Origin of the sequence: Vibrio sp. 10N.222.52.B12, assembly GCF_002875385.1 — a bacterium.
Lineage (GTDB): Bacteria > Pseudomonadota > Gammaproteobacteria > Enterobacterales > Vibrionaceae > Vibrio > Vibrio jasicida.
Window position 1 is genome coordinate 26542 of record NZ_MDAW01000167.1, and the last position, 23982, is coordinate 50523.

Annotated in this window: 22 protein-coding genes; 6 read left to right on the top strand and 16 right to left on the bottom strand. The window is 45.8% G+C overall.

The features are described from left to right. Positions 1-119 precede the first annotated feature (119 nt). Entirely contained in the window at positions 120-758 is a 639-nt protein-coding gene (gene purN / locus BCT11_RS26735; RefSeq protein WP_102389823.1) for a phosphoribosylglycinamide formyltransferase, read from the top strand. An 84-nt stretch (positions 759-842) separates the two neighbouring features. Here the strand turns inward: purN and BCT11_RS26740 are convergent, their stop codons facing one another. Beyond that, positions 843-1688, bottom strand: a complete 846-nt coding sequence (locus BCT11_RS26740; RefSeq protein WP_038864746.1) for a class II glutamine amidotransferase — start codon at positions 1686-1688, stop codon at positions 843-845. Positions 1689-1749: 61 nt separating this feature from the next. Further along, the gene (gene lpcA, locus BCT11_RS26745) at positions 1750-2325 is read right to left on the bottom strand and encodes a D-sedoheptulose 7-phosphate isomerase (protein ID WP_102389825.1); all 576 of its coding nucleotides are present in this window, start codon (positions 2323-2325) and stop codon (positions 1750-1752) included. Positions 2326-2684: 359 nt separating this feature from the next. Between lpcA and fadE the strand changes: the two genes are divergently transcribed. Then, the gene (gene fadE / locus BCT11_RS26750) at positions 2685-5129 is read left to right on the top strand and encodes an acyl-CoA dehydrogenase FadE (protein ID WP_102389827.1); all 2445 of its coding nucleotides are present in this window, start codon (positions 2685-2687) and stop codon (positions 5127-5129) included. Positions 5130-5235: 106 nt separating this feature from the next. On the opposite strand, the gene BCT11_RS26755 is transcribed toward fadE, so the two are convergent. The 7 genes from BCT11_RS26755 to dnaQ all read right to left on the bottom strand — a co-directional run bounded on the left by BCT11_RS26755 (position 5236) and on the right by dnaQ (position 11455). Next, positions 5236-5499: a hypothetical protein gene (locus BCT11_RS26755; RefSeq protein ID WP_005436833.1), complete on the bottom strand. Its 264-nt coding sequence runs from the start codon at positions 5497-5499 to the stop codon at positions 5236-5238. A gap of 344 nt (positions 5500-5843) precedes the next feature. Then, positions 5844-6236, bottom strand: coding sequence for a DUF1353 domain-containing protein (locus tag BCT11_RS26760; protein WP_102389829.1), 393 nt, complete (start codon positions 6234-6236; stop codon positions 5844-5846). 163 nt (positions 6237-6399) lie between these two features. After that, on the bottom strand, positions 6400-7272 hold the full coding sequence (locus BCT11_RS26765) for an RES family NAD+ phosphorylase (protein ID WP_241909061.1): 873 nt from the start codon (positions 7270-7272) through the stop codon (positions 6400-6402). Positions 7273-7424: 152 nt separating this feature from the next. Further along, a complete protein-coding gene (locus tag BCT11_RS26770) occupies positions 7425-8339 on the bottom strand; it encodes a sce7725 family protein (protein WP_102389832.1) in 915 nt (304 codons plus the stop codon). Beyond that, positions 8282-9187: a sce7726 family protein gene (locus tag BCT11_RS26775; RefSeq protein WP_102389855.1), complete on the bottom strand. Its 906-nt coding sequence runs from the start codon at positions 9185-9187 to the stop codon at positions 8282-8284. The genes BCT11_RS26770 and BCT11_RS26775 overlap by 58 nt, the downstream gene beginning before the upstream one ends. A gap of 285 nt (positions 9188-9472) precedes the next feature. Further along, positions 9473-10723: a TIGR03503 family protein gene (locus tag BCT11_RS26780; RefSeq protein WP_038879171.1), complete on the bottom strand. Its 1251-nt coding sequence runs from the start codon at positions 10721-10723 to the stop codon at positions 9473-9475. A 12-nt stretch (positions 10724-10735) separates the two neighbouring features. Further along, entirely contained in the window at positions 10736-11455 is a 720-nt protein-coding gene (gene dnaQ / locus BCT11_RS26785; protein WP_039976975.1) for a DNA polymerase III subunit epsilon, read from the bottom strand. Between the two features lie 58 nt (positions 11456-11513). On the opposite strand from dnaQ, the gene rnhA reads away from it, so the two are divergent. Beyond that, on the top strand, positions 11514-11978 hold the full coding sequence (gene rnhA / locus BCT11_RS26790; protein WP_038864736.1) for a ribonuclease HI: 465 nt from the start codon (positions 11514-11516) through the stop codon (positions 11976-11978). Here rnhA and BCT11_RS26795 read toward each other — a convergent pair. Further along, positions 11975-12730, bottom strand: coding sequence for a class I SAM-dependent methyltransferase (locus BCT11_RS26795; protein WP_102389857.1), 756 nt, complete (start codon positions 12728-12730; stop codon positions 11975-11977). The two genes, rnhA and BCT11_RS26795, sit on opposite strands and share 4 nt — an antisense overlap. A gap of 36 nt (positions 12731-12766) precedes the next feature. Between BCT11_RS26795 and gloB the strand changes: the two genes are divergently transcribed. The 3 genes from gloB (at position 12767) to BCT11_RS26810 (ending at position 16047) form a co-directional block, all read left to right on the top strand. Beyond that, complete coding sequence (gene gloB, locus BCT11_RS26800; protein WP_038864732.1) at positions 12767-13525, top strand: hydroxyacylglutathione hydrolase; 759 nt, start codon at positions 12767-12769, stop codon at positions 13523-13525. 252 nt (positions 13526-13777) lie between these two features. After that, positions 13778-15364, top strand: a complete 1587-nt coding sequence (locus tag BCT11_RS26805; protein WP_038864730.1) for a LysM peptidoglycan-binding domain-containing protein — start codon at positions 13778-13780, stop codon at positions 15362-15364. After that, positions 15361-16047, top strand: coding sequence for a YIP1 family protein (locus BCT11_RS26810; RefSeq protein WP_102389858.1), 687 nt, complete (start codon positions 15361-15363; stop codon positions 16045-16047). Before BCT11_RS26805 ends, BCT11_RS26810 begins: the two co-directional genes overlap by 4 nt. 17 nt (positions 16048-16064) lie before the next feature. Here BCT11_RS26810 and BCT11_RS26815 read toward each other — a convergent pair whose 3' ends face one another. The 6 genes from BCT11_RS26815 to dnaE form a co-directional block, all read right to left on the bottom strand. After that, positions 16065-16910 (bottom strand): endonuclease/exonuclease/phosphatase family protein, encoded by an 846-nt coding sequence (locus BCT11_RS26815; protein ID WP_045405593.1) that lies wholly within the window; start codon positions 16908-16910, stop codon positions 16065-16067. A 134-nt stretch (positions 16911-17044) separates the two neighbouring features. Beyond that, positions 17045-17383 (bottom strand): nitrogen regulatory protein P-II, encoded by a 339-nt coding sequence (gene glnB / locus BCT11_RS26820; protein WP_005436810.1) that lies wholly within the window; start codon positions 17381-17383, stop codon positions 17045-17047. A 222-nt stretch (positions 17384-17605) separates the two neighbouring features. Continuing rightward, positions 17606-17920 carry a cytochrome c gene (locus BCT11_RS26825; protein ID WP_038879163.1) on the bottom strand — a complete coding sequence of 105 codons (315 nt, stop codon included), beginning with the start codon at positions 17918-17920 and terminating at the stop codon, positions 17606-17608. 64 nt (positions 17921-17984) lie between these two features. Further along, positions 17985-19331, bottom strand: coding sequence for a tRNA lysidine(34) synthetase TilS (gene tilS, locus BCT11_RS26830; RefSeq protein ID WP_102389860.1), 1347 nt, complete (start codon positions 19329-19331; stop codon positions 17985-17987). A gap of 105 nt (positions 19332-19436) precedes the next feature. Continuing rightward, positions 19437-20396 (bottom strand): acetyl-CoA carboxylase carboxyl transferase subunit alpha, encoded by a 960-nt coding sequence (gene accA, locus BCT11_RS26835; RefSeq protein WP_038864720.1) that lies wholly within the window; start codon positions 20394-20396, stop codon positions 19437-19439. 46 nt (positions 20397-20442) lie between these two features. Continuing rightward, the gene (gene dnaE / locus BCT11_RS26840; RefSeq protein WP_102389862.1) at positions 20443-23922 is read right to left on the bottom strand and encodes a DNA polymerase III subunit alpha; all 3480 of its coding nucleotides are present in this window, start codon (positions 23920-23922) and stop codon (positions 20443-20445) included. Positions 23923-23982 lie beyond the last annotated feature (60 nt).

Consider the following 23982-nt stretch of genomic DNA (forward strand, 5'->3'; position numbering starts at 1 on the left):
ATATGAATGAGGACGCGATGTCCTCATTCTGCTATCTGGAACATCGAAAACCATTCTAATAGTAGGTAATTTAGCGGATATGCACTTCAAACCTACAATAGCAAGGCAGCCTCAACATCATGAAAAACATAGTGGTCCTCATTTCGGGTAACGGCAGTAACCTTCAAGCCATCTTGGAAGCTTGCGAAGACAGTATGCCAAATGCACAAGTCGCAGCGGTGTTCTCCAATAAAGCTGACGCTTATGGTTTAGAGCGCGCAAAACAGTTTGATGTGAATGGGCATTTTGTCGATCCAAAAGCATTCGAATCCCGTGAAGACTTTGATGCTGAACTGATGAAACAAATCGATGAATACCAACCGGATGTGATTGTACTTGCAGGTTACATGCGTATTCTCAGTGGCGCGTTTGTTTCCCACTACCTGGGTAAAATGATCAACATCCACCCTTCCCTTTTGCCTAAGTATCCGGGGCTACACACCCACCAGCGCGCTATTGATGCTGGCGATAAAGAACACGGCACCAGCGTACACTTTGTCACAGAAGAGTTAGACGGCGGCCCTGTTGTGCTGCAAGCTAAAGTACCGGTATTTGAAGACGATGATGCCGACGCACTCGCCGCACGTGTGCAGACTCAAGAGCACAACATCTACCCAATGGTGACTAAGTGGTTAGTCGAAGGGCGATTGTCGATGACCGAGGGCAAAGCGTATCTCGATGGTTTTGAGCTAGGAGCTCACGGCTACGCCGCCGAGTAACTCTTAATTCCAAACACCAAACGTAAAAAGGCAGCCATCAGGCTGCCTTTTGTTTTATTCAAATGTTTTACTGCGAGAAAACCATCACTCCAACGGTTCTGTCGGTGCTTGGTTACCCGGCTTCGGCGCTGCAAAGGGGACATCCTCCAGAGCCTTGGCATTATTCAACACCAATTCTCCGACATGGAATAAACCAAACTCACCCGGTTTCATTCGTTGCCATGCCTCATTGCCCGTTAATGGCTGAGTCGCAATCACAGAAACCACATCATTTGGCGTGGTCTCTTCTTGGAAGTTGATTTCGACATCTTCATCCAATAGGGCCGCTTTGCCAAATGGTGCGCGACGCGTAATCCAATACAGATGGTTGGTACAGTAAGTCATCACAAACTCACCGTCACTGAGCAGCATGTTAAACACGCCCTTGTCTCTCAACTTATCGCAACACTGAGCAACATAAGTAAAGACCGACTCCATATCCTGAGGTGGCTCAGGGTATTTATCTTCCATCTGTTTGAGCAGCCAACAGAAAGCCATTTCGCTGTCGGTTTCTCCCACCGGACGGTGACGACCCGTATACAAATCTTGGTAGTCAGTCAGCTGACCATTGTGTGCAAAAGTCCAGTAGCGTCCCCACAGCTCACGCGTAAATGGGTGCGTGTTCTCTAAATTCACTCCGCCTCGGTTTGCTTGGCGAATGTGGCTAACCACCGCACGACTTTTTATCGGGTAGTTCTGCACCAACTCAGCGATCTGAGAATCACAACTAGGGTTTGGATCTTTGAATGTTCGGAAACCCTTTCCTTCATAGAAAGTAATTCCCCAGCCATCACGATGCGGTCCAGTGCGACCACCGCGCTGCATCAATCCAGTAAAACTGAAACAAATATCGGTTGGAACATTTGCGCTCATGCCGAGCAATTCACACATGGTTAAACGAACTCCTTACCTTAAAACACCACTAAGCCCAAACGAGGCCAAGCTGAAAAGCTTATTCCATCTCTTTTTCAATCAACTGAATGATGATGTGAATAATCTTAATGTGTACTTCCTGAATGCGGTCTGCGTAACCAAAGTGTGGTACGCGAATCTCGATGTCCGCTAGGCCAGCCATTTTGCCGCCATCTTTACCGGTCAGCGCGATTGTCTTCATGCCTTTCGCTTGCGCGGCTTCAATCGCTTTTAGGATGTTGCCTGAGTTGCCTGACGTCGACAAACCAAACAGAACATCACCTTTGCGGCCCACTGCTTCAACGTAACGAGAGAATACGAAGTCGTAGCCAAAATCGTTACTCACACAAGATAGGTGGCTTGGATCTGAAATAGCAATACCAGCGTAACCCGGACGGTTTTCACGGTAACGACCTGTTAGCTCTTCTGCAAAGTGCATAGAGTCACAATGAGAACCACCGTTACCGCATGACAACACTTTACCATCTTGCTTGAATGAGTCAGCAATCATTTTTGCTGCCGCTTCGATTTGCACGATGTTGTGGTCATCACTTAAAAACTTATTCAGAACTTCAGCAGCTTCGTTTAATTCACTTCTAATCAGATCTTGGTACATAAGACGTTCTCTTTATTATTTCGGCCACAGCAGTGAGGTTGAGGCTCTCGCTTGGCAAATTGTTCTGATGCGAATCTCGCACCGGACATTTCATTACTCTGAGTTTACCCACAAACGAGAATTAGTGTCGATAGTGAACCAACAGATTTGGATTCATCGCGGTAATAAACTTGTTAACTTGCTTACGAAATCATCACTCAACTCCCAACTTTAGAATTTTAACTCTACATAGATCACTTTTTACCCAATCTTGGGTTTTACATTTTATTAATATTTTGATTACACTTATGAGCACTGGTTAGACCTCTTACCAAAATACAGACGTACAACATTAATAAAGTCTGAAAAGGAAAAAACATATGGACATCTTGCTCTCAATCGTAGCGATGACAGTTGTGTTAGGCATAACGCTCTACCACAGAATGTCTCTCGTGAAATCCGTCAGTCTGCTAACTGCTGCCATGCTAGCACTGACGATCGCAGGCTCAGTTGGTGTTATTGGCTGGGCACTTTATGTACTTGCCGTTGCGGTATTCGCCGTGTCGGGCATTCGCCAATCACTGATCAGCCGCAAAGCGCTCGTGATGTTTAAGAAAGTCCTACCTGCTATGTCTCAGACCGAGAAAGAAGCATTGGACGCTGGTACGGTCTGGTGGGAAGCGGAGCTATTCAAAGGCAAACCTGAATGGGAAAAGCTTCACGCAATCAAAGCGCCTAAGCTGAGCAAAGAAGAGCGTGCATTCCTAGATGGCCCAGTTAACGAAGTGTGTGCCATGGTGAACGACTACCAAGTCACTCACGAGCTTGCAGATTTGCCACCAGAAGTATGGCAATACCTAAAAGACAACAAGTTCTTCGCCATGATCATCAAAAAGAAATACGGTGGTCTGGAATTCTCTGCATACGCGCAATCTTTGGTACTGCAAAAACTGACTGGCGTTTCTGGCGTGCTGTCTTCTACCGTTGGCGTACCGAACTCATTAGGTCCTGGTGAACTCCTGCAACACTACGGTACAGAAGAGCAGAAAAATCATTACTTACCTCGCTTGGCTGAAGGTAAAGAGATCCCATGTTTTGCACTGACTAGCCCAGAAGCAGGTTCCGATGCTGGCTCTATTCCAGATTTCGGTGTGGTATGTAAAGGTGAGTGGGAAGGCGAAGAAGTCTTAGGCATGCGCCTAACTTGGAATAAACGTTACATAACACTGGCACCTGTCGCGACGGTACTTGGCCTAGCCTTTAAACTGCGTGACCCTGAAGGTCTGCTTGGTGATCAAGAGGATCTTGGTATCACTTGTGCTCTAATCCCAACAAACCTTAAAGGTGTTGAGATTGGTAACCGTCATTTCCCACTTAACGTACCATTCCAAAATGGTCCGACTCGCGGTAAAGACATCTTCGTACCGATGGACTTCATCATCGGCGGTGAAAAAATGGCAGGTCAAGGCTGGCGTATGCTGGTTGAGTGTCTATCAGTTGGTCGTGGTATCACGCTACCTTCTAACTCAACGGGCGGCATCAAAACTGCAGCGATGGCGACAGGTGCTTACTCGCGCATTCGTCGTCAGTTCAAACAGCCTATCGGTCACATGGAAGGCGTAGAAGAGCCTTTAGCACGTCTAGGTGGTAACGCTTACGTGATGGATGCAGCCAGCAACCTAACCGTGGCAGGTATCGACCTAGGTGAAAAACCTTCTGTTATCTCGGCTATCGTGAAGTACCACTGTACGCATCGTGGCCAACAAAGCATCATCGACGCGATGGATATCGTAGGTGGTAAAGGCATCTGTATGGGTCCTTCTAACTTCCTAGCACGTGGTTACCAAGGCGCGCCAATCGCGGTAACCGTAGAGGGTGCGAACATCCTGACTCGTTCAATGATCATCTTCGGTCAGGGCGCGATTCGTTGTCACCCTTACGTTCTTGAAGAGATGAATGCCGCATACTCGGAGGCTGGTGACGCCGTTGAGAAGTTTGACAAAGCACTAGCGGGTCACGTGAGCTTTACCATGAGTAACCTAATTCGCAGCATCTGGTTTGGTCTAAGTGATGGTCTAGGTTCAACGTCACCAACCAAAGACGCAACCAAGCGTTACTACCAACAATTGAACCGTTACAGCGCAAACCTTGCTCTTCTATCGGATATCTCGATGGCAGTACTAGGTGGTTCGTTGAAGCGTAAAGAGCGTCTGTCTGCGCGTCTTGGTGACATTTTAAGTCAGCTATACTTGAGCTCTGCAACATTGAAACGCTTCGAGCAGGATGGCCGCCCTGTTGAAGACTTGCCATTGGTACATTGGGGCTTGCAAGACAGCTTAAAACAAAGCGAAGCTGCCATTGATGAGTTCCTAGCAAACTTCCCGAACAAAGTGATTGGTCGTGCACTGCGTGTATTGATCATGCCATTTGGCCGAGTGCGCAAAGCACCAAGTGATAAGCTAGACAGTAAAGTGGCGCGTATTCTACAAACGCCAAGTGCAACACGTTCACGTATTGGTCGTGGTCAGTACCTAGAACCAACGGAACACAACGCTGCAGGTAAGATTGAGTTGGCACTGTCTGTGATTCTTCAAGCTGAGCCTGTGTTCGACAAAATATGTAAAGCGCAAGGCAAACGCCGTCCATTCATGCGTTTGGATGTGATTGCTCAAGAAGGTCTAGAACAAGGCGTAATTACTCAGGAAGAAGCAGATCTGCTAAGAGAAGCGGAACAGCATCGCCTAGACACCATCAACGTAGACGATTTTGAGCCAGAGCTATTGGCCGCAAAGCCGCTTTACCCTCAGATGGAAAACGTCGCTTAAGCGAATGATGACTTAAACGATAAATAAGAAAGCAAAACGGGAGCCTCGGCTCCCGTTTTTTTGTTGAATCTCTGCTTCGCACAACACGGCAATCACAAAGAAGCGTTTATTGCTCGTTATCTTCTTCAACAATAAACGACTGTTCAATTCTGCGCAGTTCTTCCTGCTCTTTCAGCTTAAGTTCTTCTTGAAGCGTCGCTTTGCGTTCGTTCAAAGCTTTCTTCTCTGACTTAGTTAAGAACTTCACCGCTTTTTTGTTTGCCAATGCGTACGCAACGACATCTTCACCTTTTTCACGACGCTCACTCACGCGTTGGGAGAAACGTTCGTTGTCACGCGCTTTACGTTCAGCTGAAGTTAATTTGCTCATTTTTGTGCCTTTAATAAGAATACAGCAGCCCAATTGCTGCCCTCAGGTAAACAAATGAGAAGTCATTCATATAGCTGATGGCGAGAGTTTAGCATAGATACTAAAAGGAACAGCGAAACGATTGAGAACACGGACTGAGGCCTGCTTGCCAATCATTCTGTAGAGGTTCAAGAAACAAACGCCCCAGCGCGCTGACAATAGATTCTTAGTCTCGCTGAAGCTCGCTAGAATGACGGTTTACTTTGAGTTATCAAGTGACTACACGCACAGTGTTCCTAGATCTCCGTCACTCTGAACAGTGAGGAACGAACATGATTCAGAATCTACTCACCAAGAGAGCTTAACTAGGCAGATAAAAGATCCGGTTTAGAAAAACATCCGCCAAACACTCGGACTCCGTAATAGATGTACGTCGCTCTAAAATTCGACATGCCATGTTCAAGACATATTTGACGCAGAAGCCTATCCGCTTGCTCTCGACTGCTTTGCGGTAATACTTCCTCCCTCATGAGCTGATACAACGCATCATGCACCAAAGACGCTTTGAGGATGTTCTTGGTATCAATCGCTGGGCCACTCGCCCCATCCCATGAGTAACCTTTCTTAATCGTCAGCAAACCTTGCTTAGATAGACTCAGAAACGGACTATCGAAAGGCTGCGCGAGGGTGATACCGGTTTCAATCTGTTCTTCGGAATGAAGGTTGTATTTGTACGTCCGACGTTTTTTGTACTTCATCAGAGACCTCCTAGTCACCTAGCTTCTTGAGGCAATTAACCTAGATCTTGTCTGCGAGTTTCTTTAGGTAGTTTTTTGCCAACTCATTGTTGTCACGACTCAGCCATTTTATACAGTCAAACACTTCCCAAACCAGACCTTGGTCTCCGCTTAAATAAATAAATTAAGAATAACTAAAGTTAATGTCTTCTAACTGATAGCTTGTAGGTTCAGATATTAGAAAATTGTTTTCATTAAAAAACACATAATTTTTACCTTTCCCAAACGAGCTATTAAATATTATTCCATCGTAAGTACCTAGCGACTTAAAGTACTCACAAAGAAATTGAGTCGGGATATAATCCAATTCTGAAAGGTGAGGCTTAATTGGAATTGAAAGTTGTGAAGAAAATGATTCTAACAATTCTATAATTGATAATACTTCATCATACTCACTATCAGAAAATGGAACTATAGAAAATTTTTTTCTGGGCTCCGTCAAATCAATTAAAGTCATCTCACTTTGGAGATTAAATAAAGATACATAAATATTACTTCCTTTATATGGCCTAACTTCCGATATGCATGTATCAATATTATCTGCAAGATAAACATAGGATATCCCCTTAGGGTTGGCTCTACCAGAGGTTGCTAGTTCTGGTGGGGGTGCCCCCATATTTTTTGACGTCAGAACCTCATCACTTATCCTTGCTCGATATAAGTTATCCTCGGGTATAACCCTTTGCTCTAATTGTTCTAATATAGTGAATAGTCTTGACGATGCTCTCTCATTCTTAAGGCTAAATAAGTGGTCATATATATCATTTTTAAGAAAGAATCTATTTGTATGTTTTAACTCACTACATAACTCTTCCCAACCAGTCTTATAATGATCGGTAGATATTCTTACCGAGTATCTTAATTTATAAGAGTCGCTAGAGTTAATATCTTTTAAGAGAGAGCCTTTACATCTAACTTTATGGCTAAATAAAGAAAACAATCTATCAATAACATCACTTGCTTCCTCTCCGTTAGGGTCTTCCTCCAATACCATCATTAGAAATTCAAATTTCTCTTCTAACAAGTTCGGGGAGCATATAGATGTGTCTCTAGAACTACAATATGAGCAACGCCCAAACTGGTTCTTACTGATAATAAACTTCTTAAGTTCATTATCATGAAAACAATTAATACAGCAGGATGGCATAGCTACCCTCTATACTTTGAAAGTGTTTCTATATGATGTTGAATTGAGAGCTTTTTAACTTGTCCCAAACCAGGAAAGTGGTCCTCTGCTTTAAGCCCTCTAAAACCACGGAGTCCTAATGTATCGTCAAACAGCTCTGGATTCTTATCAGCAAAGAAAATTAGTTTATCTAGCGCATCACCAAATTTATCGCCAGGCCTAGTCGGAGATTTATCATCGTAAGATTTAAAGTGCCGTATATACATTGCACCAAACTCTTCGGGATCAATGTAAGACAGATGGATAGCTACAACATATGCAGGTCCTCCTACTTCTAAAAAACCATTGCCAGTAATGGTGTAATCACCAAAACCAACAACGTTTTCCCCTTCCTTGTAATCTGTGTGGCGATCCGAAAAATATGACTTGTCGGGATACTCCGAGTTTTTAGTCGCTCTAGTGAAGTTATCTTCAACTATGACAACTCTAGATAAGTTTCTAAATGCCGCTCTATGGTATTTATTTGAAATTACTAAAGATGCATCAGAAAGAAGGGAAACTGTATCTTTGTTTAATCCCTCCTCGACATACACAGCGAATGAGGAAGATGTGTCGGAGATTAATCGGGCAAGTTCGCTAGTCGTTAACCCTTTCGTCGAAAAGCAAGGAATGAACTTTATTTCATCGCAAGTTGATCTCAAGGCACCTTCTATACTGACTCTCCCATCAACATCAGAAAAATCCCCAAGATATGGGTTAACAACAACTATCGGTTCTAGATTCTCTTTATTCAAATGAGCAATGGTTTTACCCAAAGAGTCCATTTTTTGGCGCACTGGTTCGATAATTGGACAAAACTCTGTTTTGTCCAACACCGTCACTAACTCTCTGAGCGCAATAAGCTCAAATTGTTTTCCTCTGAGAATTGGGTAGTACATTCCATATCCTTACACAATTTGTGATCAAGAGCATCAATAAGCTTGATCTGCATCTTGTTGGATAAGCTATAGCTAACACCCACATTTTTCAAGGACATCGGAAGTGAATTGAGAAACGCAGCATCATTTATCCTAAACTGCTTCAATACAGTCCTAAAGTTTCTTCTTAAGGTTGATGATGGTGTTTGAGAAATAATCTTCGAGCATGCGGAAAACATCTTAATATTGCTGACGTTTGGAACATCACCTTCGATTAGTTTTACCAAATGTTTATACTCTTCCATTCGAAGAGACTTGATAAGCAAGTCTTTATCGACTTTTTGCTTCGAAAGATCAGAAGCTTTCCGCTTTACTGAAAGTGTGTTTTTACGAGTAAGGAGAATGACTCCGACTTCAATTGGCGTGGTCTCTATCACTTTTAACAGATGTTTTTCATCACAGACAACAAAAACTCTGTCAAAAAGACTACAGTAAGAACTTAGTTGTTCTGCCAATCTATCCAACGAGTCATATTCAGTTTTAATCTCATAGCATGTTGATACACCATTTAGCATCACACAATCTGCCACATTGCGTCCAACTCTGAATTCCGACAGCATTACAGTGGTTTGAGGAGAGTGCCGCCCTAAAAGCTGCTTGTTAACTATTGTATTTTTATAATAGTACTCGTGCCTATATGAGTGATTGAGCTTCTTGTAAACGGCTTCATACAGATCTTTAATCGTATTTATTGATGAGTCGTCTAGTTCTAAGTTTTTATAAACATTATATAAAAATGCACGCTCTCCTTGCGCAAGATCTTTCAAATAGCTGCTACTAAAAAGCCGCGCTGCATCTTTGATTCTCATAATGATTGACCTCGGACATGGTACCGTTAAAAACTGAACGTCTTATTCTAAGTTTACACACAATTCAAAATTAGCTTAGCTGTTACAACCAGCTATTCAAAGGAGGTCACATTAGAACTGACATCGGGGCGCACTATAACTTACTGAGAAGGACATTTGTAGATCTGCTTCCAACTCCGTTAAACAAAAAATACAAGCTCCTAAAACCTCTAACCTTCAATTTGTAGAACGTAGAAATCAAAAACGGAGCCAATCGGCTCCGTTCTATATATAAATTCTTGCGCTCTACTTCTTAGGCACTTCCAACTGCATCTCTGGCATGGCTTGACGCTTGGCCTTGAGCTTGCTCCAGATGATCCAGAATAGAATCACCAATATCAGTGCAATCACGTTGCCGATGGCGATGATGATCATGCTACGCTTACGTTCGGCTTCGCGCTCGGCGATGATGCGTTTTTCCATTTCGATGCGGCGTTGCTCGGCAAGCTCTGCTTCTTTAGCAAGACGTGCGGCTTCTAGATCCACTTCGTCGACCACACTGAACGTCTGCTCTTTAATTGGGAACACCAATGAGCGCTTGGTAGACAAGTCGGTAGCAAAGACTTCACCGTGCCATGAATATTTGCCAAGTTCAGGATCGTTATCCATCTTCAATGTGGTTTTAGAACCATCAGCCGATACCTGACCTTGGCTGTAACTGATAAAGCCGTCTGGTGCTTCTTGCTCGACGTTTACGGCAATGGTTCCGGGCGTGATCATGCCTTGCTCACCACTGACCACCAGCTGATGAGGTTGGTCTGCATGACGAGATTGAATGAAAGTACGTGAGATTGGAGATGGGTATACCAGTACCACTTGCTCTTGTGCTCGCAGGAACACGCCGTTGCCAGAAGTAATGCGCGCGCGGTATTTACCCGGTTCGACATCAATCGGCAGTTGAACGGTAAATACACCATCGCCTGCTTTTTCATCAAGATCTCGGCCATCATCGGCAAATTCGCCAATCACCATTGGTACAGGGCGCGCTTCTTTGATCAGTTCGTCTTCGTTCTCAACAAACTTAGTAAAAGTCACACGCAGGTTTACCCGGTCTAGGAAATCACGCAGTACAAGCGGCTTATCGTCTGAGGTCAAACGTGCGGTAAATTTTAGAGCTTCGCTATTGTAAAGGCGGTTTGGAAACACATCGGTGCTGAGCTTGAGGTGCGAAATCAGACGGATGTTATTTTTCGGGGTAACTTTGCCGACGGCCTGCCAAGGACCCGGCATGGGTTTATCTATCGAGATGATGTCGAGGGAAGATTCTTGATACCAACGAACGTTGTCGTAGGTGCCCCAAGCGTAATATTTTTTACCATCGGGGCGGACAAGGACGACGGGCTGAGAGCTCTGTTCACGATAAACCAAAAAAGTAATCTGTTCGATGGTGGGATCGACACGAAAGCGGTTATCTAACAAAGACATGGCGGACTCGCTCGCAGCAAACGCGAAACAACTCCAGAACGCTAAAATAGCGACTGACAAAGCCCTCAACATAGTCTCTCCTATTTACTGCCAAATACTGTCGTTCACCAGTTCGAGTCTTTTCTGGTGTGCTTCTACTTCATCGGCAGTTGCACGCAAAACCTTTAGCGCTTTTCTTCCTTCAACACGACGAATGCCTTCCGCTTCGCCGTCTTTTTTGTTGGCGTTGAATTCTAGACTCGTTTGACCACCCGTCATTAGGAGGTAAACGTCAGCTAGAATCTCCGCATCGAGTAATGCCCCGTGGAGAGTACGGTGTGAGTTATCAATGCCGTAACGTTCACACAAGACGTCGAGGTTGTTTCGCTTGCCCGGGAAGATTTTCTTCGCCATGGCAAGGGTATCGGTCACCTTACAGTAGTCATCCGTCTTACCAATGCTTGGATTGAGCATTTCAAACTCATAATCCATGAAGCCGGTATCGAAGGGCGCGTTGTGGGCAACCAGCTCGGCACCTTTGATAAAGTCGAGAAACTCTTGGTGTACGGCTGAGTAATCTGGCTTGTCGACCAAGAAGTCATCGGTAATACCGTGGACTTCAATCGCGTCTGGTTGGATTTCACGGTCAGGTTTTAGGTAAACGTGAAAGTGACGACCAGTCAGCTTACGGTTGATGATCTCCACGGCACCAATTTCGATGATGCGGTGACCCATGTAGTGAGGACCACCTTCTAGGTTCATACCCGTGGTTTCGGTATCGAGAACGACAATACGATTATGTTCAGAATTGCTGCTGGTATTCATAAGGTTATGTGTGTCAGACTATGCTTTATTAAATGTTTCGGCTAATAGTACCAAAAATATGACCAAACACGTTGAGATTTTCACAGACGGATCTTGTTTAGGAAATCCAGGCCCTGGCGGTTACGGCATTGTCTTGCGTTATAAGCAAACAGAAAAGACCCTCGCCAAAGGCTACACGCTCACCACAAACAACCGTATGGAAATGTTGGCCGCTGTTGTGGCGTTACAAACGCTAAAAGAGCCGTGCCAAGTGACGTTGACTACCGATAGTCAGTACGTGCGCCAAGGCATTACGCAATGGATCCACAACTGGAAGAAACGCGGTTGGAAAACGTCAGATAAAAAACCTGTGAAAAATGCCGATTTATGGCAGGCATTGGATAAAGAGACTGCTCGCCACCAAGTGGATTGGCGCTGGGTCAAAGGCCACGCGGGTCATCGTGAAAACGAAATGTGTGATGAATTAGCACGCACAGCCGCAGAAAACCCAACCGAAGAAGATACCGGTTACCAAGCGTCTTAGTTTTTACTGCTTGATACCTTTTCTACCGCACTGCCCTCTCTGTTCATCACGCCCAGTGGTGTTAACTTTCTCTTCAAGCGCCAATGTGGCTTGATAGGTTTGAGAGGGTAAGTTCGCTTACGAGCGACGATGTAATACAAACTCCCCGCCGGCGATGCCCAATCCCCCAAGCTGTTTTCCAACCATGTCCACATGGTTTTGTAACGTGTCATCGGAAACAGAGCATAACGTTCGCAATGAATCACCTGATAGTTCAATACCCCTAACCAGTCTTTAATCCGGTTCGCTGTGAACATTCGTCCACTCCAAGGCAAATTATTTCTGCGCCAAGGCAACAAACTCGCAAGTCCAGTGAAACTGGTGGGGTTGAATCCCGTAATAATAAGATAACCGTCGTCCATCATGACGCGATCGACTTCTCGCAGCAATCGATGGGGATCACTTGCATAGTCAAGCTGATGGGCGAGGACCGCAACATCAAAGCTTTTCTCTAAAAAGGGTAATTCGTAACCATCTGCAATGACATTATGCAACGGGTTCTGGATATCTACGTTGACTTGGTGTTGAATGTTACAACTACAGCTGGTTAGCTCACAGCTCAACCCGCCCAATTTAAGCATGTGGTAACCGAACAATTTCGGACACCACTCGTCGAGTCGGGTTTGGATTGACTCAAGTACCCACGGGCCGTTATTCATTTCTGACCAGGTCGACGGGTGCTGTAAAGTTTTGTTGCTGAGTGCTGGTTTCATTAACCACCTGACTTAAAAGGGTGACGGAGAACGAACGTGTTAGAGATCAAAAGCATACCCGCATTTAATGATAATTACATCTGGCTGATTCAAAATAGCGATAAGCGATGCGCCGTGGTTGATCCGGGCGATGCTAAGCCAGTGTTGGAATATTTGCAGGCTAACGAGTTAACTTTAGAAGCGATCTTAATTACACACCACCACAACGATCACATTGGTGGCGTTCCAGATTTAGTTCATGCGTTTCCTCATGTTGCAGTGGTTGGTCCGAAAGCAGAGCCAATTCCAACCTTAACCAACGCAATGGAAGAAGGCGACAAGCTAGAACTGTTTGGCGAAATCTTCATGGTACTGGGGCTGCCTGGCCACACATTAGGTCACATTGGCTATGTTGGTGACGGTAAGTTGTTCTGTGGTGACGTGTTGTTCTCGGCGGGTTGTGGCCGAATCTTTGAAGGCACACCAGAGCAGATGTTTGAGTCACTAAGCAAAATAATGAAACTGCCGGAAGAGACAGAAGTGTTCTGCGCACATGAATACACGGCAAGTAATGTAGCATTTGCACTGGCGGTTGAGCCGGACAATGAACATTTGCGTCAATACCGTGATGATGTAAACCGTCTACGCGGATTAAATATTCCTACCCTTCCTACGACGTTACGCAAAGAGAAGTTAATTAACCCATTCCTGCGTGCAACGAACGCAGAGGTCATAAAATCTGTAACAAACCGTATCCAAAATAGCGACCCATGCTCGGTTTTTACAGCTTTACGTGAGTGGAAGAACGAATTTTAACCATTTTCTGCTTGTAACTTTGCTAGACGCAAGTATTATCGTGAGCTGATTTTCATAGAAGCGCCTCTGGCGCTTCTATTGCGTTTGGGGCTGATATAAATCTGTTTGTATTTCACCCAAACGCATAAAGTAGCGGCAAAACCGCCTCTACCCTTAGTTAGTGTTACAAGATGTCTATTATCTTGCGACTGCCACGCACTTTGTTGCGCGACAGGCAGGAGAAGATAAACAGGCCCTAAATAGGCTGAAACCATGCGTTTGAAGTACAGTTGGGCGTTGGCGTTACTATTATCTGGCTGTCAATTGACACAGTCAGATTCTGCAAGCACTCCAACACCAGAAACCAATAAGTCAGAACAAGCTGTTAAGCAAAAAACAGCTCAGGCTGACTCCGAGAAAAAGCAATCGATAGCAAAGAAACCTGCTAAAGAGACGCCAAAAGCCCTTTCCCCTCAGGAACAAGACGATGTGTGGCGACGTATCGGCATGCAACTTGAAATGGACATTCCTGACAACAAGAAAGTGGCTTACTACCGCACTTGGTATTTAAAGCATCCTAACCACCTGCGCACAGTATCTGAACGTGCACAGCCGTTTTTGTACATGATTACCACCCGTATCGAAGAACGTGGCCTTCCGATGGAATTGGCACTACTACCGATCGTAGAAAGCTCATTTGATGCTTTTGCCTACTCGCACGGCAGTGCAGCAGGTTTGTGGCAGTTCGTTCCTGGCACCGGCAAAATGATGGGTCTAGATCAGAACTACTGGTACGACGGTCGCCGTGATGTTTATGCTTCTACCGATGCAGCACTGGATTACCTAGAGCAGCAAAGCAAGCGTTTTGACGGCAACTGGGATCAAGCGATTGCGGCTTACAACAGTGGTGGTGGCCGTGTATCGAGCGCAATTCGTAAGAACAAAAAGCTAGGCAAACCAACGGACTTCTTCTCTTTGGATCTTCCAAAAGAGACCAGCAGTTACGTTCCTAAACTGCTTGCACTAGCGGACATCATTGCGAACCAAGATAAGTACGGCATCGACATTCCGCCGATCCCGAACAAGCCAGTTCTGACTCAGGTTGATCCAAAAGAACAACTAGACCTAGCAATTGCGGCAGACTACGCCGGAATTGGTGTTAAGGAGCTGCAAGGTTACAACCCAGCATATAACCAATGGTCTACTGCACCTGACGGCCCACACCAACTTCTTATTCCTATCGAGAAAAAGGATCAGTTCCTTGCTCAAGTGAAGAAGAACCGTGGTAAAGGCATGAAGGTCGCACGCTATAAAGTGAAGTCTGGTGACTCGCTCAGCGTATTGGCTCAGAAGTACGGTACGACAACGAAAGTTATCCAACGTGCTAACGGCCTATCGAACAACAATATCCGCGTTGGTCAGTACCTAATGATTCCAACGTCGACAAAAGACGATACAAAGTACGCCTTAACTGCTGAAAATCGCCTGAACAAAACGCAATCTCAATCTCGTGGTCAATTCAAACTGACTCACGTTGTGCAATCAGGCGAGAGCTTGTGGTCAATCGCAAAAGAGAACAAGGTTTCTCATAAGTCTTTGGCAAAATGGAACGGCATGGGACCAAAAGACACCTTGCGCGTTGGCCAAAAACTGGTGATTTGGAAGAACTCTGATAAAGGCGCAGTGATTCGTACCGTGTTCTACAACGTACGTTCTGGCGACACCATCAGTGGTATTGCAACCAAGTTTAAGGTGAAGGGTAACGACATCGTGAAATGGAATTCTCTTCAAAAGCAGAAGTATCTGAAACCAGGTCAGAAGCTTAAGTTGTATGTTGATGTAACTAAGGTAAGTGTATGAACCCGTCGAGTAACCCGCTTGTCATGTTGTTGGATATCTTCCGATCGCCAACATCTTGCTTCTTAGCGCTGTATCAGCGCGGAGGTTGGGGGTGGCAGCCGTTCATCATTTTGATGCTCAGCCCATTCCTATTCTGGGGCGCCTACTTCTCGAATGTGGATTTTACTTGGTTAAGTGATCAACTGACCGCTCAGTTCCAACAGATCGATCCAAAGCAAATCGAGTTGCTGGAGCCAAACACGCTGATGGCAAGTGCGATCATCAATGACGTATTCAATCGTTTTGCAACACTGCTGCTATTAGCGTTGTGGTTCTTTCTTGCAACCAAAGCAAGTAAACAGCAATACGGTTACTGGAAATGGTTCGCTGCTGCGAGTGCGATTTTATTCCCAGCCGTGTTGGGCGATATTGCAAGCTACGCGAGCTTATTGCTGAAGCATGGTCAGGTGATGACTTACGCTGCCGATTTGAATAGCCTAAACGGGTTGCTAAAGTTACCTTTGACCAGTGATTGGTCACACTTTGTAAGCTCATTACCATTGCTATTGCCATGGTACATCGTGCTTGGCTATGGTGTAGTTTTGACTTGGACAGAGTTCGAACGCGGACAGGCTCTTGTGATTGCGAGCCTGCCTTGGATTGCGTTTTACGTAATTTGGGCGTTGTACATCGTTATCGCTTAATGGACCAAGGTAATCCGTTAGTCGCTTAACGTAAACGACACCAACAGTGGATTATGATCGGAAGCGTCGCTCTGCGGCGCTTTCGCGTTTTTGAGGGTTAACCCGCGATAAAACACATGATCAAGCGGCAAGCCTGTAATGAACTGAGTTCGATTGTCTTGGCTGAACTTTGCTTCTTGTAGATTGGCTTTTTGGAGTGCTTTCTTCATTGCCATCACGCGCTCTTCACTCCAACTATTGAAATCCCCCGCAAACAAAATCGGGCCTTTGTGCTCTTTCAATACCCTTTCTAACACAGACAATTGCGAAGTGTATTCCTCGGTACCAACGGTAAAGTTGATCGCGTGAATGTTCACCACCGCTAAGGTTTCACCGTTGCTGAGCCTGTATTTGCTATACAGTGCCGATTTCGGCAAGCGCAACCACGGTTCTTTCGATGTGTACGCACAAGCGAGAATGGGCTCTTTTTGCGCAATGCTGATCACACCAGCACCACTTCCTAATGCTTTAAACGCACTGACTTGATTACTGACCCAATGCCCTTCCACCAGCCAGCTTTTGAAGTCGTCCGTTAAGCTTGCTTCTTGTAACAAGAGCAACTGTTTATTAACGGAGAATGTATCCAACGCTTGCTTCCAGTTGTCTCGGTTTTGTTTGTAAATGTTCCACACTAAGACATTTAGCTCGCCATCCTTATCTAGTACTTGCGGCTTATCAAACTCCATGCAGCGGATATCTTGCTTAATGTTCGTCCCTGTTTGAGTAATAATTTGTGGTTGCTCTGGCACGGTAAAAATCACCTGAAAGCTCACCACCGCAGTAATAATAAGAAAAACTAACGCAAAAGCTAAACGCGGATACATAGGCTTACCTAAATACAAAAATGGCACGCATAAAATGCGCATAATAAAAAAGGAGCCCCAGTCGGCTCCCTCTTAGCTTACTCAAATTTTCACCACATGCTGTAGTGAAATCTTATATCTATATGGATAACAGATTAGATCGCATCTTCGTCTTCTTCACCAGTACGGATACGCACTACGCGTTCGACGTCTGTTACGAAGATCTTACCGTCACCAATCTTACCGGTTTGCGCCGTTTCGATGATGGTTTCTACACACTTGTCTGCAACGTCTTCCGTCACTACGATTTCTAGCTTCACTTTAGGAAGGAAATCCACCATGTACTCTGCACCGCGGTACAATTCTGTGTGACCTTTCTGACGACCAAAGCCTTTCACTTCAGAGACGGTCATCCCTGTAATGCCTACTTCAGCCAATGCTTCTCGAACATCATCCAATTTGAATGGCTTGATAATCGCTTCAATCTTTTTCATGTTCATCCCTTAAGCTTCAATCGTTTGCGCATATTATCGGTTAGCGCCTCACAACATTCAATCCTTGTTGTGACCAAGCACCTGAAAATCCTGACACTGGTGGGATTTATTTGCGGGCGAATGTAACAAAGTCGCCATTCTCAATCATGCCACCAATGAAAAAGCCAGAGCATAAGTCTGGCTTGGTATGTGTTTTAGTGAGCGTTAATTTAAGGCTAACGCTTACTTCAAGCTCGCATAGTATGCCGCTAAGTTAGCAATGTCTTCATCAGACAGCAAACTTGCTTGTGCTTGCATCACCGCGGCTAAACCACCAGTGCGCTGGCCTGCTTTGTATGCCTTAATTGAGCTAGCAATGTACTGCTCATTTTGACCTTTTAAGTTTGGGTAGCCAGGAATCACAGCAATTCCATCTGGTCCATGACAAGCAGCACAAACGCCAGCTTTTGCTTGGCCAGCAGCCACATCGCCTGCCGCCATTGCCTGCCCACTTAACATGGCTAGCGCGATTCCTGCGCCCATAATTATTTTCTTCATTGCTTCACCTAATCGATTATTATTTAAAGATATTTTTGTTTTATAACCGATATTGTTGCATGAATTACAACATCTTGCGCCAGATCAGTTCACAGTCTTGACCACTAAAGGCTTGATCAACGAACAGGCCAGCGACGGCAACCACTTTATCTTCATACATTAGAATTGGAATTTGACGACGTTGCCAGCTCGGCACATTGTATTCCTGAAAGAGTTTTTTCAGCTTACGACTGTGGTGACGAGTCGTCGGGTGTGCAGACAAGCCTTCAGGGTTAAATGTAATTCTAAGTCGCTCTGGGTGCGCAGGTAGTGTAATACTTAGCTCACATGACTTGGTACTCAACTCAAGCTCCCCTAACGGCTCAGGAAGCTTTAGAGGCGTATTCAAAGGGCACTCGGCTTGCCACGAGGTCACATCTGAAGTTTCAGTGACCCAGTAGAGTCGATGTTGAAAGCGGCGCACTTCACCTCGCTTGATCTTCAATTTTGGGTTGGCGTCCTGTTGAGCCCGCGCCACTTCATCCCAAATCAGGTTCAACTGCACTTGAGACGGCATATTGGCATTGAGTTTTGCCAGCCACATCCGAATCAAACGTGCGCGCGCCAACTCACTGTGTGCCGTTAAAACGTCAATACTCAAACTCAAATCCGGCTGCATCGCCTGATTGAATGCCGCTTCGAGCAACTCATCTAGCAAGGTCTCTTGCTGGGCACACAAAGTCGCACTGCGTTGCACCGCTTGGTGGATGCTCGGCCAACGTTCAGATAGCTCAGGCACAATGCGATGACGGAGGAAGTTACGATCATATCGCGTGTCTTGGTTACTTTCGTCTTCAACCCACTCTAAGCCAAAGTAATCCGCGGCCTGTTCAATCTGCGATCGTTTAACCGAAAGTAATGGGCGTACTAATGTCCCACTAGCAAACCGCATGCTCTCTGCCATCGACGACAACCCTTTCGGTCCACTGCCACGTTTTAGTGCCAATAAGAAAGTTTCGAGCTGATCATCGGCATGTTGACCGGTCAGCAGTAAGTCACCGACTGCGATGTGCTTCGCCAGAGCTTGATAGCGCGCTTCACGAGCTAAAAGCTCAATGCTTTCACCACTGTTAATATCTAGGTTCACGTGTTCAACGGAACATGAGAGCCCAGCTTGCTGTGCCCATTGCTTGCACTTTTGTGCCCAGTCATCAGCATTCACACTCAACCCATGATGAACATACACAGCATGACAGTTTATTAGTTGGGAATCTGCAGAGCTACCGTCTGCTGAACGCGCTTGTTGGTAACGACTCAACAGCTCAAGCAACAGACGCGAATCCACCCCACCACTGAACGCCAAAACGATCTTAGTGTTTGGTTGATGATAGCGGTCGAGAACTTGAGCAAAATTTGAGTAAAGCGATTCCATAAGCAATCCGGTAGAAACAAAAAAAGGGCTGGACACATGCCCAACCCTTTCTATTTTATCTGTTATCTCAAGAGAGATCAGCTAGCGCTTAACAGTGACCGTAATTTAGCAGTAACCGTAGTTCATTAGACGCTGGTAACGGCGCTCAAGTAGCGTTTCGTGATCCAGCTGTTCTAGGTCTTCTAGCTGACGAAGCAGATTTGCTTTCATATTCGCCGCCATTTGAACGTGGTCACGATGTGCACCACCTAATGGCTCTTCGATGATTTCGTCGATAAGCTCAAGCTCTTTTAGACGAGGAGCAGTTAGACCCATTGCGTCTGCTGCTTGAGGTGCTTTGTCTGAATCACGCCATAGGATTGAAGCACAACCTTCTGGAGAGATTACTGAGTACGTTGAGTACTGAAGCATGTTCACGTAGTCGCCTACACCAATAGCAAGTGCACCGCCTGAACCACCTTCGCCCACCACGTTACAGATTACTGGTACTTTAAGACCAGACATCACTTTTAGGTTTTTTGCGATTGCTTCAGATTGACCGCGCTCTTCCGCGCCAACACCTGGGTATGCGCCAGCTGTGTCGATGAAAGTGATGATAGGCATGTTGAAACGCTCAGCCATTTCCATCAGACGCAGTGCTTTACGGTAACCTTCTGGTTTAGGCATACCAAAGTTACGCTTCACTTTCTCTTTGGTTTCACGACCTTTTTGGTGACCAATGATCATCACTGGACGGCCTTCAAGACGTGCGATACCACCAACAATAGCTTGGTCGTCTGCGAACGCACGGTCACCCGCCAATTCGTCAAACTCTTCAAACGCGTGCTGGATGTAATCCAATGTGTATGGACGTAAAGGGTGACGAGCCAGTTGAGCTGTTTCCCATGCGCCTAGGTTGCTGAAGGTTTTCTTCTTAAGTTCTAGGCTCTTTTTCTCAAGCTGTTCGATTTCTTTATCAAGGTCAACTGCAGAATCACCACCGTGACGAGATACGTCACGTAGCGCTTCAATTTTCGCTTCTAGTTCTGCAATCGGCTTTTCAAATTCAAGAAAGTTTAGGCTCATCTATGAATCCTTTTTGACTCAGCGTCTAACATATTGCGCTGAATTTTTAGTTAAATTCGAGTTCTACCTGGCCTTTGCCAAGTAACTGTTTTAAATCGTCTAGCAATGTATCACTTGGCGTTACTCGCCATTCGGTGCCCAATGTTAACCGCGCTCTGGCGTCGGCACGCTGGTAGTATACATTGACAGGTACGGTTCCGGCTTTGTACGGTTCTAAAATACGCGTAAATTGCTCAAAGAATTTATCGTTAATTTGGCTCGCATCGATGGATACTGACAAACCACGTGCATATTTTTCACGTGCACTACCAAGATCCATGACCTCACGCGCCGACATTTTAAGGCCACCATTGAAGTCATCAAAGCTGACCTGTCCAGAAACGACCAAAATTTTGTCTTTTTCGAGAAGTTCTGCATATCTATCGAGCGCATCCGAGAACAACATCACTTCCATTCGACCACTTCTGTCATCCAAAGTCATCAAACCGATGCGTGTTCCGCGCTTCGTTGTCATCACACGAGCTGCAATAACCAAGCCCGCAACGGTCACAGATTGATCACGTCGAGTTGGTGTCGCATCTTTTAGTCGACAACTAACGTACTTATTTAGTTCCTTTATGTATGCGTTTACTGGGTGGCCTGTCAAATACAAACCTAGCGTCTCACGCTCACCCTCTAACCATACTTTCTCTGGCCACGCCGGAACTTGGGTGTATTTGTGTTCCACTTCTTCCGGAGCATCGGTCAATACGCCGAACATATCAGTCTGACCAAATGCTTCAGCTTGGTGATGTTGGCTGGCCGCTTTGACCGCGTCATTCAACGATGCCATCAACGCCGCACGATGTGGACCAAGTCGGTCAAGTGCGCCCGCGTAAATCAGTTTTTCGATAACGCGTTTGTTGACCTTTTTCAGATCGATGCGCGCACAGAAGTCAAACAGATCAATGAAGTGACCGCCTTTATTCCGCGCTTCTAAAATCGCATCAATTGGGCCTTCACCCACACCTTTAATTGCGCCAATACCGTAAACAATCGCGCCGTTTTCATCCACGTTAAAGCGGTATAAACCGGAGTTAATGTCTGGCGGTAAGACGGTCAGTTTCATGCGGAAACATTCGTCTACAAGGCCAACGACTTTTTCCGTGTTGTCCATATCGGCGGTCATTACCGCTGCCATGAACTCTGCTGGGAAGTGCGTCTTTAGCCATAGCGTTTGGTAAGAAACCAACGCATAAGCTGCCGAGTGCGATTTGTTAAAACCGTAACCTGCAAACTTTTCTACCAAGTCGAAGATTTTCATCGCCAACTCGCCATCGACGCCGTTAGCAATCGCGCCTTCTTCGAAGGTGGCACGCTGCTTCGCCATCTCTTCTGGCTTTTTCTTACCCATCGCACGACGAAGCATGTCCGCACCACCAAGGGTGTAGCCGGATAGTACCTGTGCAATCTGCATTACCTGTTCTTGATACAGGATGATGCCGTAAGTGGGATCCAGAATCTCTTTAAGTGATTCGTGTTGCCACTTTTCATCTGGATAAGAGATCGCTTCTCGCCCGTGTTTACGGTCGATAAAGTTATCTACCATGCCCGACTGTAGCGGACCGGGACGGAAAAGGGCTACCAGTGCGATGATGTCTTCGAAACAGTCCGGCTGAAGACGTTTGATCAGTTCTTTCATACCACGCGATTCCAGCTGGAATACCGCAGTAGTTTCTGAGTTTTGTAATAGTCGGAAAGACGCCGGGTCCACCAGCGGGATCGATTCAATCTGAACGGATTCTTTACCCTCACGTTCTAAACGTGGGTTAATCAGGCCCAGCGCCCAGTCGATGATGGTTAAGGTACGTAGCCCCAAGAAGTCAAACTTAACCAAGCCAGCGGTTTCAACGTCGTTCTTATCGAACTGAGTAACGGGAAAGTGGCCTTCCGCATCAGCATAAATCGGCGCGAAGTCGGTGATCGTGGTAGGTGAAATTACAACACCACCCGCGTGCTTACCGGCATTTCGTGTACAACCCTCTAGGATACGACACTTATCGATCAGCTCTTTGACTTCTTCATCGGCGTCGTAAAGCTCTGGTAGCGCTGGCTCAGCTTTAAACGCTTTCTCTAGCGTCATACCTGGGTCAGGCGGAACCAGTTTCGAGATACGGTCAACGAAACCAAATGGGTGGCCCAATACACGGCCAACGTCGCGGATTACCGCTTTTGCCGCCATGGTACCAAACGTGATGATCTGCGATACCGCATCACGACCGTACATTTCTGCTACGTGGTCAATAACTTGGTCACGTTTGTCCATACAGAAGTCGACGTCGAAATCGGGCATGGAGACACGTTCTGGGTTCAAGAAACGTTCGAAAAGAAGGTCATATTCCAACGGGTCAAGGTCGGTGATCTTCAGTGCGTATGCCACCAAAGAACCAGCACCCGAACCACGACCTGGGCCTACTGGAATCGCATTGTCCTTCGACCACTGGATGAACTCCATTACGATCAAGAAGTAACCCGGGAATCCCATTTGGTTGATTACGTCGAGTTCGATTTGAAGGCGATCGTCGTATTCTGGTCGACGCTCTTTACGCTCGGCTTCGTCTGGGAATAGGAACTCAAGACGTTCTTCCAGGCCTTCACGAGATTTCATCACCAAGAATTCGGTTTCTTCCATCCCTTCGGTTGGGAAGGCTGGCAGGAAATATTCACCGAGACGAACCGTTACATTACAGCGTTTAGCGATTTCGACACTGTTTTCCAGCGCTTCAGGAATGTCGGCAAACAGCTCGCACATTTCCTCTTCCGTACGCAAATACTGCTCTGGACTGTAGTTCTTTGGACGTCGTGGATCCTCTAGGGTGTAACCATCGTGGATCGCAACGCGGATTTCATGAGCATCAAACAAGTCTTCGCTGATGAACACCACTTCGTTAGTTGCAACAACTGGCAGTTCTACCTCTTCTGCCAATTCAATCGCAAAGTGAAGGTAGGTTTCTTCATCTGGGCGACCGGTTCGAACCAATTCTAGATAGAAGCGGTCAGGGAAGTATTGGTTATAAAACTCGACGCAGCTGTCGACAACTTTACGGTTGCCTTTTAGCAATGCCTTACCGATTTCACCGTTTTTCGCACCAGAAAGAATGATAAGTCCTTCTGACAGTTCCGCTAACCATGCTTTATCGATAACAGGCTGATGTTGAACGTGACCACGTAAATACGCTTTGGAAATCAACAATGTTAGGTTTTTATAACCGGTGTTGTCCACCGCTAATACGGTCAGTTGTGTCAGTTCCTCGCCAAACTCATCGGATTGCATTTTAAAGTCTGCACCAATGATTGGCTTAACACCACTACCGTGAGCTGTGCCGTAATATTTCACCAAACCACATAAGTTGGTGAAATCGGTCAGTGCCATTGCTGGCATGCCGAGTTCGGCGACTTTCTTAACGAGCGGTGGAACTTTGTTGATACCATCCACCATCGAGAAGTCACTATGGACACGAAGGTGAATGAACTTGGGATCTGACATTAACAGGTACCGTAAAACTAAATCTTGTTGGGAATTCTAACCTAAGGGCTGGCTTATAAC

Bases quoted from the DNA above. Each gene is read 5' to 3' on its own strand.
- lpcA (WP_102389825.1), bottom strand. From the start codon at position 2,325: ATGTACCAAGATCTGATTAGAAGTGAATTAAACGAAGCTGCTGAAGTT.
- BCT11_RS26805 (WP_038864730.1), top strand. From the start codon at position 13,778: ATGCGTTTGAAGTACAGTTGGGCGTTGGCGTTACTATTATCTGGCTGT.
- BCT11_RS26770 (WP_102389832.1), bottom strand. From the start codon at position 8,339: ATGTACTACCCAATTCTCAGAGGAAAACAATTTGAGCTTATTGCGCTC.
- glnB (WP_005436810.1), bottom strand. From the start codon at position 17,383: ATGAAAAAGATTGAAGCGATTATCAAGCCATTCAAATTGGATGATGTT.
- BCT11_RS26765 (WP_241909061.1), bottom strand. From the start codon at position 7,272: ATGATGGTATTGGAGGAAGACCCTAACGGAGAGGAAGCAAGTGATGTT.
- BCT11_RS26795 (WP_102389857.1), bottom strand. From the start codon at position 12,730: ATGAAACCAGCACTCAGCAACAAAACTTTACAGCACCCGTCGACCTGG.
- purN (WP_102389823.1), top strand. From the start codon at position 120: ATGAAAAACATAGTGGTCCTCATTTCGGGTAACGGCAGTAACCTTCAA.
- BCT11_RS26815 (WP_045405593.1), bottom strand. From the start codon at position 16,910: ATGTATCCGCGTTTAGCTTTTGCGTTAGTTTTTCTTATTATTACTGCG.
- accA (WP_038864720.1), bottom strand. From the start codon at position 20,396: ATGAGCCTAAACTTTCTTGAATTTGAAAAGCCGATTGCAGAACTAGAA.
- dnaE (WP_102389862.1), bottom strand. From the start codon at position 23,922: ATGTCAGATCCCAAGTTCATTCACCTTCGTGTCCATAGTGACTTCTCG.
- BCT11_RS26775 (WP_102389855.1), bottom strand. From the start codon at position 9,187: ATGAGAATCAAAGATGCAGCGCGGCTTTTTAGTAGCAGCTATTTGAAA.
- BCT11_RS26825 (WP_038879163.1), bottom strand. From the start codon at position 17,920: ATGAAGAAAATAATTATGGGCGCAGGAATCGCGCTAGCCATGTTAAGT.
- rnhA (WP_038864736.1), top strand. From the start codon at position 11,514: ATGACCAAACACGTTGAGATTTTCACAGACGGATCTTGTTTAGGAAAT.
- dnaQ (WP_039976975.1), bottom strand. From the start codon at position 11,455: ATGAATACCAGCAGCAATTCTGAACATAATCGTATTGTCGTTCTCGAT.
- BCT11_RS26780 (WP_038879171.1), bottom strand. From the start codon at position 10,723: ATGTTGAGGGCTTTGTCAGTCGCTATTTTAGCGTTCTGGAGTTGTTTC.
- fadE (WP_102389827.1), top strand. From the start codon at position 2,685: ATGGACATCTTGCTCTCAATCGTAGCGATGACAGTTGTGTTAGGCATA.
- tilS (WP_102389860.1), bottom strand. From the start codon at position 19,331: ATGGAATCGCTTTACTCAAATTTTGCTCAAGTTCTCGACCGCTATCAT.
- BCT11_RS26755 (WP_005436833.1), bottom strand. From the start codon at position 5,499: ATGAGCAAATTAACTTCAGCTGAACGTAAAGCGCGTGACAACGAACGT.
- BCT11_RS26740 (WP_038864746.1), bottom strand. From the start codon at position 1,688: ATGTGTGAATTGCTCGGCATGAGCGCAAATGTTCCAACCGATATTTGT.
- BCT11_RS26760 (WP_102389829.1), bottom strand. From the start codon at position 6,236: ATGAAGTACAAAAAACGTCGGACGTACAAATACAACCTTCATTCCGAA.
- BCT11_RS26810 (WP_102389858.1), top strand. From the start codon at position 15,361: ATGAACCCGTCGAGTAACCCGCTTGTCATGTTGTTGGATATCTTCCGA.